11 protein-coding genes and 1 pseudogene are annotated in these 11,310 nt (G+C 75.7%); 5 read left to right on the top strand and 7 right to left on the bottom strand.

Annotation, left to right across the window (positions count from 1 at the left end):
• Positions 1-161: 161 nt before the first annotated feature.
• Positions 162-1,007 (bottom strand): undecaprenyl-diphosphate phosphatase, encoded by an 846-nt coding sequence (locus ABTX81_RS38445; RefSeq protein WP_502892955.1) that lies wholly within the window; start codon positions 1,005-1,007, stop codon positions 162-164.
• A gap of 255 nt (positions 1,008-1,262) precedes the next feature.
• The gene (locus tag ABTX81_RS38440; RefSeq protein ID WP_350555388.1) at positions 1,263-1,970 is read right to left on the bottom strand and encodes a class I SAM-dependent methyltransferase; all 708 of its coding nucleotides are present in this window, start codon (positions 1,968-1,970) and stop codon (positions 1,263-1,265) included.
• 138 nt (positions 1,971-2,108) lie between these two features.
• On the opposite strand from ABTX81_RS38440, the gene ABTX81_RS38435 reads away from it, so the two are divergent.
• Complete coding sequence (locus ABTX81_RS38435) at positions 2,109-2,693, top strand: DUF4396 domain-containing protein (RefSeq protein ID WP_350555386.1); 585 nt, start codon at positions 2,109-2,111, stop codon at positions 2,691-2,693.
• Positions 2,694-2,838: 145 nt separating this feature from the next.
• On the opposite strand, the gene ABTX81_RS38430 is transcribed toward ABTX81_RS38435, so the two are convergent.
• Entirely contained in the window at positions 2,839-3,372 is a 534-nt protein-coding gene (locus ABTX81_RS38430) for a PadR family transcriptional regulator (protein ID WP_350555384.1), read from the bottom strand.
• 130 nt (positions 3,373-3,502) lie between these two features.
• Between ABTX81_RS38430 and ABTX81_RS38425 the strand changes: the two genes are divergently transcribed.
• Together ABTX81_RS38425 and ABTX81_RS38420 are read left to right on the top strand one after the other, a co-directional pair.
• A complete protein-coding gene (locus ABTX81_RS38425) occupies positions 3,503-4,264 on the top strand; it encodes an alpha/beta fold hydrolase (RefSeq protein WP_350555382.1) in 762 nt (253 codons plus the stop codon).
• A 9-nt stretch (positions 4,265-4,273) separates the two neighbouring features.
• Positions 4,274-5,209 carry an aminoglycoside phosphotransferase family protein gene (locus tag ABTX81_RS38420; RefSeq protein WP_350555380.1) on the top strand — a complete coding sequence of 312 codons (936 nt, stop codon included), beginning with the start codon at positions 4,274-4,276 and terminating at the stop codon, positions 5,207-5,209.
• Positions 5,210-5,218: 9 nt separating this feature from the next.
• Here the strand turns inward: ABTX81_RS38420 and ABTX81_RS38415 are convergent, their stop codons facing one another.
• From ABTX81_RS38415 to ABTX81_RS38400, 4 genes and pseudogenes are all read right to left on the bottom strand, one after another.
• Entirely contained in the window at positions 5,219-6,094 is an 876-nt protein-coding gene (locus ABTX81_RS38415) for a 5-oxoprolinase subunit C family protein (protein WP_350555378.1), read from the bottom strand.
• Positions 6,095-6,626: 532 nt separating this feature from the next.
• Positions 6,627-7,271 (bottom strand): 5-oxoprolinase subunit PxpB, encoded by a 645-nt coding sequence (gene pxpB, locus ABTX81_RS38410; RefSeq protein ID WP_350555376.1) that lies wholly within the window; start codon positions 7,269-7,271, stop codon positions 6,627-6,629.
• Positions 7,268-8,047 carry a LamB/YcsF family protein gene (locus tag ABTX81_RS38405; protein ID WP_350555374.1) on the bottom strand — a complete coding sequence of 260 codons (780 nt, stop codon included), beginning with the start codon at positions 8,045-8,047 and terminating at the stop codon, positions 7,268-7,270. Before ABTX81_RS38405 ends, pxpB begins: the two co-directional genes overlap by 4 nt.
• Before the next feature lie 139 nt (positions 8,048-8,186).
• Positions 8,187-8,547, bottom strand: a pseudogene (locus ABTX81_RS38400) (hypothetical protein).
• A gap of 222 nt (positions 8,548-8,769) precedes the next feature.
• Between ABTX81_RS38400 and ABTX81_RS38395 the strand changes: the two are divergent.
• Both ABTX81_RS38395 and ABTX81_RS38390 read left to right on the top strand, forming a co-directional pair.
• A complete protein-coding gene (locus ABTX81_RS38395; protein WP_502892954.1) occupies positions 8,770-10,305 on the top strand; it encodes a hypothetical protein in 1,536 nt (511 codons plus the stop codon).
• A 65-nt stretch (positions 10,306-10,370) separates the two neighbouring features.
• Positions 10,371-11,246 (top strand): hypothetical protein, encoded by an 876-nt coding sequence (locus ABTX81_RS38390; RefSeq protein ID WP_350555372.1) that lies wholly within the window; start codon positions 10,371-10,373, stop codon positions 11,244-11,246.
• Positions 11,247-11,310: the final 64 nt, after the last annotated feature.

Here is an 11,310-nt window from a genome sequence, read left to right as displayed (position 1 = left end):
CCGCGATGGCCGAGGCCGAGGCGGGCAACCTCGACGCGGCGGTCGCGGCCGGCGAGCGCGCCGTCGACGTGGCCGGGCGGATCTCCTCGCAGCGCCCCCGGGGGTGGACCGGCCCGCTCCGTCGTTCGCCGCTCCCGGTGGAACGCCGTTCTCGTTCGCCGCTACTTGGCGACCACGCCGGCGTCCGGGTCCAGGGTGCCGACGGAGACCAGGACGATGATCAGAATGCCGAGCGCGATCCGGTAGATCACGAACGGCATGAAGCTGTTGTTCGAGATGTACTTCAGGAACCAGGAGATCGCCGCGTACCCGACCACGAAGGCGATCCCGGTCGCCAGGAGGGTCGGTCCCCAGGCCGGCGCCGGCCCCTCGCCGATCTTGAACAGCTCCAGCACGCCGGAGGCCAGCACCGCCGGGATGGCCAGCAGGAACGAGTACCGGGCCGCCGCCTCGCGGCTGTATCCGAGCAGCAGGCCCGCGCTGATGGTGCCGCCGGAGCGCGACACGCCCGGGATGAGCGCGAGCGCCTGGGCCATGCCGTAGCCGGCCGCGTGCGGCAGGGTCAGCTCGGTGATCGGCTTGGCGTAGCGGACCGCCCGGGTGCGGTCGGCGACCGCCAGGATCACGCCGAACAGGATCAGCGTGGTGCCGATGATCCGCAGGTCGCGCAGGTCCTGCTCGATGGTGTCCTGGAACAGCTTGCCCAGGATGCCGATCGGCAGGGTGCCCATGATCACGAACCAGCCCATCCGGGCGTCCTGGTGCGAGCGGAGCGCGGGCCGGAACAGCGAGAGCGTCCAGGTCTTCACGATCGAGGCGATGTCGCGGCGGAAGTAGATCAGCACCGCGGTCTCGGTACCGAGCTGGGTCACCGCGGTGAACGCCGCGCCCGGGTCCTTCCAGCCCAGCAGGGCGGGGATGACCCGGAGGTGGGCGCTGGAGGAGATCGGCAGGAACTCGGTGAGCCCCTGGATCAGGCCGAGGACGGCCCCGTGGAACCATTCGATCACCGGACACCCGCCCGGGGTATCCGTCGCTCGATGCGCATGAAGCGTTCCTTGTTGGTCGGTGCGGGAGCGGCCCTGCGAACCGGCCGGCGCGGTCCAGCGGCGCGGCCCGATGGCAGGCGAACCACCGGTCCCGCCCGGCGCTCGGGCCGCGCGCGGGCCCGGCGTCCGCCTGATGCTACGCCGTTCAGGTGACGACCTGTCGCCCGCCCCCACCCTCGGCGGCCGTGCCCGCGGCCGCCGCTCCCGCGCCGGTCAGACGGCCACCGGCCGGGCCCGCACCCAGATCCCGTCCTCGGTCAGATAGGAGTCGACGGCCAGCCCGGCCTCGGCGAGGGCCTGTTCGAACTCCGCCGGGCTCATCGGGCGGGACAGGAAGGTCTGGGTCCACCGGGCGTCCGGGAACTCGTACTCGACGTGCACCCGGTTGACGCCCTCGGCCACCGGTGTGGCCGACGCCACCCGGACCAGCCCGTCCTTGCCCAGCGGGCGCTCGCGCGGCACGTTCGTCTGCCAGTTCTCGCCCTCGCGCTGGATCAGCACGCAGCCGTCCGGGGCGACGTGCCGGCGGCAGGCGTCCAGCAGGCCCCGGCGGACCTCCAGGCTGCCGGCGTGCACCAGGAAGGAGGCGAGCAGGACGACGTCGAAGCGCTCGCCGAGGTCGAGGTGCTCGATCGGGCTGCGCACGGTGCGCGCCCCGCGGACCCTCGCCAGCATCTCGGCGGACTCGTCCACCGCCGTCACCCGGAAGCCCAGGTCCAGCAGGGGGTGGGTCATCCGGCCCACGCCGCAGCCGAGTTCGAGCAGGCTCGCGCCGGGCGGGACGGCGCCCGCGATCACCTCGGGCTCGTCGTTGACCGGCAGCCGGGCGTACATGTCGACCGCGCAGCCGTCGGGGGTGATCGCGCCGGGCCCGGTGCCCCGGTAGCCGTCGCGGTGGTCGGTGCCTCGTTCGTCAGCCATGCGAACCATCCGAGCACGGCGGGCGCGGGGTGGGAAGAGGGCGGGGGAAAAGAGGCTTGGCGGATACCCCAGGGGGGTATAGAGTCGTCACTGACGAACCGGGCAGCACGGTGAGGGAACGAGCACGTGGAGGACGAGATGGCACACCCCGCCCAGCACGACCACCAGCAGCACGCCGGTCATGAGCACCACGGCCACCACGAGCACCACTCCCACGAGCAGCGCGCCGGCCACGCCGGCCCCCACGAGCAGCAGCACGCGCACCACGGCCACGGCGGCGGCCCCGTGACCTGGGCGGCCGCGGCGCAGGCGACCCTGCACTGCCTCACCGGCTGCGCCATCGGCGAGATCCTCGGCATGGTGCTCGGCACCGCCTTCGGGCTGAGCAATGGTGCCACCGTGGTGCTCTCGGTCCTGCTGGCCTTCGTCTTCGGCTACGCGCTGACCATGCGCGGCGTGCTCAAGGCCGGCCTGGACGTCCGCACCGCCGTCAAGGTCGCGCTGGCCGCCGACACCGTCTCGATCATCGTCATGGAGATCATCGACAACACCGTGATGATGACCGTGCCGGGCGCGATGGGCGCGGGCCTCGCCGACATCCTGTTCTGGGTGGCGCTGGCCGGCTCGCTGGCCCTGGCCTTCGTGCTGACCGTCCCGGTCAACAAGTGGATGATCGGCAAGGGCCGCGGCCACGCCGTGGTGCACGCCTACCACCAGCACTGACCGGTCCGCCCGCGCTGCCCGGACCGAACGCCGCGGCCCGCGCCGACCCCTCCGCAGGGGGCCGGCGCGGGCCGCGGCGTCTTCCGCGCGCGGTGGGGTCGTGCGTTCAGGCCGCGCGTACTGGCCGCACGTTCAAGCCGTGCGCTCAGGCCGCGGCGTCGAGCTCCGCGAGGGTGGCGTGCAGCCAGTCCAGCTCGGCGGTGGTGGTGGCGCGGGCGATCAGCAGCATCCCGCGGCGGAACGGATCGGCGACCTCCTCGGCGCCCACCGGCCGGTCGCCGTCGTAGAAGAAGCTGGCCGGCTCGTTCAGGAAGGCGAGGCGGCGGCGGAGCACGGCGGCCTGCGCGGCCGGCTCGCCGTCGAGGTGGCGCAGGAAGGCGAGCAGGGTGAACCAGCGGTTCTCGTTGCTGACGTCCAGCTCGTCCGGGCTGCGCAGCCGGTCCAGCAGGGCGGCCCGGCCGGCGTCGGTGAGCCGCAGGGTGTGCCGGGGGGCGGCCGCCGCGCCGGGTTCGGTGGCGCGCACCAGCAGGCCCTCGGCCTCCAGTCGCTTGATCGCCGGGTAGAGCGTGCCGTCGCTGATCGGCCGCACGTGGCCGGTGAGCGCGGCGAGGTGGCGCCGCAGTTCGTAGCCGTGCAGGGGCCGGTCGTGGAGGAACCCGAGGATCGCGAGCTTCAGCATGGGGGCCACTCTCTCAGATCCGGGCGTCGATATCTCGGTGTTGTTATACCTCGGCATCGAGGTATGGTCTCTCCGGCGCCCCGGGAGCAGACCCCGACGCCGCCCCGACGACCGCAGGAGGAGCACGACCGTGCGCGATGCCACCGTCACCCCGAACGGCGACCTGATCCGCTGGGTGGAGATCCCCGGCCGGGAGCCCGTCCGCCTCTATCTGCACGGCCTCGGCGCCAGCTCGCCCGTCTACTACGCCGCGGCCGCCGCCCACCCGCTGCTCACCGGCCACCGCTCGCTCCTGCTCGACCTGCTCGGCTTCGGCATCAGCGACCGGCCCGCCGACTTCCCCTACACGCTGGAGGCGCACGCCGACGCCGTCGCCGCGGCCGTCCGCGCGGCGGGCGCGGAGCGGGTGGAGGTGATCGGCCACAGCCTGGGCGGCGCGGTCGCGGTCGTACTGGCCCACCGGCACCCCGGGCTGGTCGCCAAGCTGGTGCTGGTCGACGCCGTCCTCGACCCGGTCGCCCCGGGCCCGGGCCCGGGCAGCAGCGGCATCGCCGGTTTCACCGAGGAGGAGTTCCTGGCCGGCGGCCTGGCGCGGGTGGAGCGGTGGGCGGGCCCGTTCTGGTGGGCCACCATGCGGCTCGCCGGCCCCGAGGCGCTGCACCGCAGCGCCGTCCACCGCTGCCGGGCGACCGTGCCGGCCCTGCGCGAGCAGCTGCACGGCCTGGACCTGCCGCGCACCTTCCTCTTCCCCGCGGCCGACGGCGAGCTGCCCGGGGCGGAGCGGCTGCGCGAGGCGGGTGTGGTGCTGGAGGCGGTGCCGGACTGCGGGCACAACATCATGATCGACAATCCGGAGGGCTTCGCGAAGGCCGTCGCCGCCGCGCTGGCATAGGGTCGTCCCGTGTCCGCCGTGCCGATCCAGGTCCCCGAGGCGCTGGCCGCCTCCCTCGTCCACTTCCTCGGGGCGGGGGACGGGCGGGCCTGGGCCGAACAACTGCCCGCTCTCGCCGCCGATTTGCTGGAGCGCTGGGAGCTTCGGGTGGACGGCGCGCCCGCGCACGGCGTGGTCGGCCTGGTGCTGCCCGTCCGGCGGGCCGACGGCACGGGCGCCGTGCTCAAGCTCCAGCCCGTGGACGAGGAGACGGCCGGTGAACCGCTCGCCCTGCGCGCCTGGGAGGGCCGGGGCGCCGTCCGGCTGCTCGACCACGACCCGGCCACCGGTTCGATGCTGCTGGAACGCCTCGACCCCGGGCGCTCGCTGCTCGCCGTCCCGGACGACCTGGCCGCCACCGGCGTCCTCGCCGGACTGCTCGCCGAATTGACGTGTCGTCACGCGCCTTCCGGTGTGCGGACCTTGGCGGAGATCGCGGACGCCATGCTCGCGGACGTCCCGCGGGCGTACGGCGAGCTGGCGGAGGAGGGCGACCGCCGGCTGCTCGCCGACCTCGCGGCCGCCCTGCGCGAGGTCCGGCCCGAACCGGGCGACCGGCTGCTCCACTGGGACCTGCACTACGGCAATGTGCTCGCCCCCTCCGGCCCCGACGCCCGTGCCCCCTGGCTCGCCATCGACCCCAAGCCCCTGGCCGGCGACCCCGGGTTCGAACTCCTCCCGGCCCTGCGGAACCGCTGGTCGGACCTCACCGCCACCGGCGACCTCCCGCGCGCCCTGCGCCGGCGCTTCGACCTGATGACCGACCGCCTCGGCCTGGACCGCGACCGCGCCGTCCGCTGGACCCTCGCCCGGGTGCTGCAGAACGTCCTGTGGGAGGTCGAGGACGGCGCGCGGGCCGTCGACGACCGCCAACGGGCCATCGCCTCGGCCCTGTTGGGGCGGTAGCCGGGGCGGTCAGCGTCCTCGGGGCCGGGGAAGGACGGTGAAGCGCACCGGGGTGCCCGGGCGGGCCTGGGCCGCGGCGGCGAGGTCGGCGGGCGGTACGACACCGACCACCGGGTAGCCGCCGGTGGTCGGATGGTCGGCGAGGAAGACCACCGGCAGGCCGTCCGGCGGGACCTGCACGGCCCCCAGCACCATGCCCTCGCTGGGCAGTTCGTCCTCCCGGGCGCGGTCGAGCGGCGGACCCTCGGTGCGCAGCGCGATCCGGTTGCTGGCGGCGGCGACCCGGTAGGGCGCGCGGGCGAGCCGGGCCGCGGCGTCCGGGGTGAACCAGTCGGCACGCGGGCCGAGCCGCAGTCGCAGGACCAGTTCGGCCGGGGGAGCGGGCAGCGGCACCAGCTCCGGCGAGGGGCCGAGCGGCGGTCGCGGGCCGACCGGCAGGCGGTCGCCGTCGGCCAGCGGGGCCGGGCCGAGCCCGGAGAGCAGGTCGGCCGAGCGGCTGCCGAGCACCGGCGGAACGGCTACCCCGCCGGCCACCGCCAGGTACGCGCGCACCCCGGCGGTCGCGGGGCCGACGTCCAGCACCGCCCCGGCGGGCACCAGTACCGGCGCACCCCACGCGGCGGGCCGGCCGTCCACCCGCACCGGCGACGGCGCACCGGTCACCGCGACCACCAGCGGCCGCAGCGCCCGCACCGCGATCCCGCCCACCGTCGTCTCCACGGCCGCCGCCCCGGGCTCATTGCCCACCAGCCGGTTGCCCGCCCGCAGCGCCGGCCCGTCCAGCGCCCCGGCCCGCGGCACCCCGAGATGCGCGACCCCGCGCCGCCCCAGGTCCTGCACGGTGCTCAGGGGTCCCGATCGCACCACGACCATCGCGTCCGTCATGCCGCCCCTCCGGTCAGCGGCGGGCGCAGGGCGCGCGCCGTGGTTTCGCTCAGTGCGGCTTCGGCGGCTGTGCGCAGGAGGCCCGATTGCGTCACGGTCATCGCGGTCGTCATGTCACCCCTTCGGCTACCGGCGGGCGCAGGGCGGGCAGCGCGATCCCGTCGTACGTGGTTGCTGCTTCGGGCCGGCTGGTCCGGTGTCCCCGCCCGCGGCACGACGGTCGGGCCTGCCGCCGCGATTCTCCTGGGAGGTCTCGCACCCGGGCGGGCCGACAGGCTTCCACCGCGCCCGTCGGCTGCGTCCTGCCTCCCGCCCCACTCGGCAGCGCGGCGACGCCGGCGGCCGTGGCGAGGCCCGCGGACACGAGGCCCGCCGACACCTCCCCAGTGCGCCGCTGCGGAGCCGGGGTCCATTGCCCGGCTGTCCCGCGTGGGGGGTGCCGGGGGTGCGGTGTCCCGTCGGGCTTCTTGGCTGTGGGACGGGCCGGCCCCGTGCCGCCTCCTCGTGTGCGCTCGGTGCGCCGGCGGGTGTGTCATGCGGTGGTCTCGCGGGCCGGGGTGAAGCGGACGCGGGTGCCCGGGGCGAGCAGGGCGGGCGGGGTGCGGGTGGCGTCCCAGAGGGGGAGGCCGGTGCGGCCGAGGAGTTGCCAGCCGCCGGGGGAGGGGTGGGGGTAGACGCCGGTGTAGGGGCCGGCCAGGGCGACCGAGCCCGCCGGGACGCTGCTGCGCGGGGTGGCGCGGCGCGGCACCTCGTACCGCGCGGGCAGCCCGGTGAGGTAGCCGAAGCCGGGGGCGAAGCCGCAGAACGCCACGACGTACTCGGGTTCCGTGTGGATCCGGACGGCCGCCTCGGGGGAGACGCCCCAGAGGCGGGCGACCTCGGGGAGGTCGGCGCCGTCGTAGACGGTGGGCACCTCGACGAGCGGGCCGCGGACGGCGGCGGCCGGGTCGGGCCGGGCCGCCCGCAGCTCCCGGGTCAGCGCGGCGACGTCCGCCACGCCGTCCAGCAGGACGGTCCCGGCGGCGGGCACGATCTCCTCGACCGCCGGCAGTTCGCCGGCCGCCTGGCGTTCGCGCAGCCAGCCGTAGAGCGCGGTGACCTCGGCCGGGTCCGCGAGCTCCACCAGCAGCGCGTGCTCGCCGACCGGGTGGACGGCCGCCGGGCCGCTTCCGGTCATGTGAACGCCTCCACCCGGACGCCCGCCGAGGCGAGCGCGCCGCGGATCCGCCAGGCGAGCTGGGCGGCGCCGGGGGTGTCGCCGTGGACGCAGAGCGAGCGCGCCTCGACGGCGATCGGCTCGCCGCCGACGGCCTCCACCGAGCCGTCGCGGGCGATGCCGACGGCGCGGGTGATGACCTTCTCGGGGTCGTGGATCACGGCGTCCGGCTCCCGGCGCGGGACGAGGGTGCCGGCCCAGGTGTAGGCGCGGTCGGCGAACGCCTCGGTGACCACCGGCAGTCCGGCGCTCTCGGCGACCGCCAGGAGCCGGGAGCCCGGCAGGCCGAGCACCGGCAGCGGGCCCTCGCCGACCGCCGCCCCGGAGCGCTGGATCCCGGTGACCACCGCCTGCGCCTGTTCGGCGTCGGCGACCACCCGGTTGTAGAGGGCGCCGTGCGGCTTGACGTAGGAGACCCGGGAGCCGGCGGCGCGGGCGAAGACCTGCAGGGCGCCGATCTGGTAGGCGATCTCGTCGGCCAGTTCGTCGGGCGGCACGTCCATCGCCCGGCGGCCGAAGCCCGCGAGGTCCCGGTAGGAGACCTGGGCGCCGATCCGCACACCGCGCTCGGCGGCCAGCGCGCAGACCCGGCGCATGGTGGAGGGGTCCCCGGCGTGGAAGCCGCAGGCGACGTTGGCGCTGGTGACGACGGAGAGCAGGGCCTCGTCGTCGGTCAGCGTCCAGCGCCCGAACCCCTCGCCGAGGTCCGCATTGAGATCGATCACCGCATCGGCCACGCCCGTCCGCCTTCCAGCAGCTGTTGAGCCAGATGGTAGGGCCTGCGCCGGGGCGCGCCGTGCGCCGCTGGTCCGTCCGGATGCCCCGGGCCCGCCCCGGTCCCGGTCCGACCCGGCCCGGTCGCGCCCCGGCCCGTGCTCAGACGGCCGTCGCGGTCGGACGGTGCCCGGCCGCCTCGGCCCGCTCGACCAGCGGCCGCAGCGCGCGCAGCACGATGAGCAGCGGGACGACACCCACCACCCCGAACGACATGTCGACAAACCGCCAGTAGAGCGGGATCCCCCGCAGCGGCCCGCGGATCAGGGCGAGCGGGACGATCCCGGCACAGGCGAGCACCGCCCAGCGGATCACCCAGACGTTGCGCACCGGGTCCTTGATCGGCCCCGGAACGCCGCCGCGATCACCAGGTGGGCGAAGGCGAGTCAGCCAGGTCGGCGAGCCGGCGGGTCTCGCTCTCCAGCGGGAAGGCGGTCAGTCCGCTCGGCACCAGGCAGACCATGAAGATCCAGAGCCGGCGCCGGACCCGTCGAGGAGGCGGGCCGGGCTGCTCCCGCCTGCTCGGCACGACTCCAGACCTTGGAATTGAACGCGTTCGGCACACACCGCCGATCCCTCGGAAGCCGGCCCGGGGCCCGCCCCCGGCGCCGTCCGCGCGGCTGTCCGAAAGGTCCGTTTCGGTCGATGTCGGCCCCTGCCTCTAGTCTTGTCCCCCGTGACCGTCATCGCCGACCAGCCCACCGAGCACGGCCCCCGGCCGCCCGCCGGGTCCGCCGTCGCCGCCGCGCGGCCCGCGCCGGGCCCCGCCGCCGACGAGGGCCTGGCCCGCCGGCTCAAGGCGCTGGCCTGCACCGCCCCGCTGCACGACCTGGACAGCCGCAAGGTGATGCTGGCCGGCGAGTACGGCGGCTACGCGATGGCCGAGGTCGGCCTCGCCGCGATCGACCTGGTCACCCTCAACATGGACTTCGACACCGGCGCCGACCGCGAGACGGTGCTCGCCCGGCTGCTGCCCCGGGTCGCCGCCCAGGCGCCCGGCCGCTCCACCGCCGAGCACCAGCGGGTCGGCCGCTGGGTGCTGGAGTCGCTGATCAACGTCGGCAGCGTCGACCGCGGCTTCCGCGCCGTCTACGGCACCTTCAACGCCGAGGGCGAGTACGTCCGCCGCGACTACGACTTCAAGCTGATCGAGGAGGTCCCGGGCCCCGACGGCGGCGTCTACCTGCGCACCACCGACGAGGCGGTCAACGTCCTGGTCGGCGCCCTGGACACGGACGTCACCTCCGCCCAGATCGCCGCCGAGGTCAAGCTGGAGGTGCTGATCCGGCGCGGCCGCCTGGCCGACGCCCAGCTCGCCGCCGAGCAGGCCCGCTACCGGACCGTCCAGTACGCCGAGACGCTGCGCCGCGCCCTGGAGGCCACCCGCCGCAACGTCCGCGCCGTCGACTGGATGCAGGCGATCCCGGACCTCATCGACGAGGCGCTCGACCACATCGCCGACCGCTACCGGCACGAGAACGCGATCCTCACCAACATCCGCAAGGCCCGCGACGAGGCCGAGGACCCGGAGCACAAGCGCCGCGCCGCCGAACTGGTCGACATCGTCAAGGACTGCATCCGCCGCCACACCCAGCTGCAGACCCGGCTCCTGGAGGCCGGCCCGCTGTTCCGCGCCGAGCAGGACCGGCAGGCCTTCGCCACCCCCGGCGCCCGCAGCGGCATCGACCTCTACGGCCAGCTGCTCGCCCCGGTGCTCCGGCTGCCGATAGCGCAGGCCGTCCGCCCCACCGGCGCCTTCTTCGCCCGCGGCACCGGACTGCGCACCCCCGTCTCGGTCCGCGTCGCCGACCTGGTCGACCTGCTGCTCACCCCGCCGGTCGAGCGCGAGCACCTCGGCGCCGAGCTGCCCGACCCGGACCTCGTCGCCACCCCGGACGACAGCCGGTTCTCGGAAGCCCAGCTGGAAGCGGCCCTCGACCTGCTCGACCTGCCCGCCGACGCGCCCCGCCGGCTCTCCGGCCTGCTCGCCGAGGCCCGCGCCCAGGACCCGGAACTCCCGTACCTGGTCGCCCTGCTGGCCGTGCACGCGGCCAGCCCGCCGGTCGGCACCGCCTACCGGCAGGGCGAGGAGCGGCTGCTCTTCGCCGTCGACGACGGCACCCCGCTGCACGACCGGGAGTTCGGCGGCGCCGACCTCATCGTCGGCAGCGCCCTGCTCGACGCGGTCGGCATGGCCGCCGACCGCAAGGACGCCGGCTGACCCCCGCTCAGGCCGACCCCACCCGCACCCCGCACCCCCCGCAACGCCCCCGAGGAGCACCGCCCGTGACGACCCACCACGACACGTCCTGGGCGCCCGAGACCGAACCGGCCGCCCCCGCGCCGATCACCCCGGCCGACGTCGCCGACGCCGCCCGCCTGGTCTCCTTCGGCCTCCAGGCCAAGCTGCTCCCCGCCCGCGACGCCGAGTACGCCGAACTGGTCCGCCGCCACCGCGAGGACCCGCCCTTCGCCCGTCTCGCCGACGCCGTCGCCACCGGCATGGGCCTGGTGGTCCTGGAGGTCTCCCCGCGCGCCGGAATGGCCGTCGCCGCCGCCGAGGACTCCGTCTTCGCCGTCCGGATGGGCGACTACTCGCGCCGCGCCGCCTCCGAGTCCACCGACCGCTTCCTGCACGGCCTGGCCCACCTCGCCGTCGCCGCGATGGCCTTCCCCCGCCCCGAGGACCTCGCCGACGACGGCTACCTCGGGCGGATCACCGTCAACGGCATCGACTCCTTCGTCCGCCAGGCCTGCCGCCGCCTGGAGGAGCAGGCCGCCGCCGACGGCGACAACACCGACCCGCAGAGCGACGCCCCCGGCCTGGAGGCCGCCTGGCGGGTCTGGGCCCGGCGCACCGCCACCGGCGCCACCAAGGACGCCCGCCGGCTCTCCGGCTCCACCATCGGCATCGTCGCCAAGGCCGTGCTGTTCCTGGTCGACTCCGGCTTCCTGCAGAAGGTCTCGGACGACGCCGGCGGCACCTACCGCACCACCGCCCGCTACCAGCTCCAGGTCCGCGACCTGGCCGGCACCGCCGCCATGGCCGAACTGCTCGACCTCGGCGTCGTCCCGGTCTCCGACGGCACCGCCTCCCTGCTGCCCCCCGACACCGGGGACGACCTGGTCGCCGACGCCGGCCTGCCGTTCCACTCCCTCTAGCCCCCGGGCCGCACGAAACCCGCCGGCACCCCCGCGCCGACGCCGGCACCCGACGCACCCTCCA

The sequence above is a fragment of the Kitasatospora sp. NPDC097605 genome, assembly GCF_040302725.1.
In the GTDB taxonomy this organism is placed as follows: domain Bacteria; phylum Actinomycetota; class Actinomycetes; order Streptomycetales; family Streptomycetaceae; genus Kitasatospora.
Note: the sequence above shows the minus strand (reverse complement) of the source record. Positions and strands in the feature narration are given on the sequence as shown.

Excerpts from the sequence above, each read along its gene's own strand:
- ABTX81_RS38430 (WP_350555384.1), bottom strand. The coding sequence starts at position 3,372 with ATGCTGAAGCTCGCGATCCTCGGGTTCCTCCACGACCGGCCCCTGCAC.
- ABTX81_RS38440 (WP_350555388.1), bottom strand. The coding sequence starts at position 1,970 with ATGGCTGACGAACGAGGCACCGACCACCGCGACGGCTACCGGGGCACC.
- ABTX81_RS38415 (WP_350555378.1), bottom strand. The coding sequence starts at position 6,094 with ATGACGGACGCGATGGTCGTGGTGCGATCGGGACCCCTGAGCACCGTG.
- ABTX81_RS38435 (WP_350555386.1), top strand. The coding sequence starts at position 2,109 with ATGGCACACCCCGCCCAGCACGACCACCAGCAGCACGCCGGTCATGAG.
- pxpB (WP_350555376.1), bottom strand. The coding sequence starts at position 7,271 with ATGACCGGAAGCGGCCCGGCGGCCGTCCACCCGGTCGGCGAGCACGCG.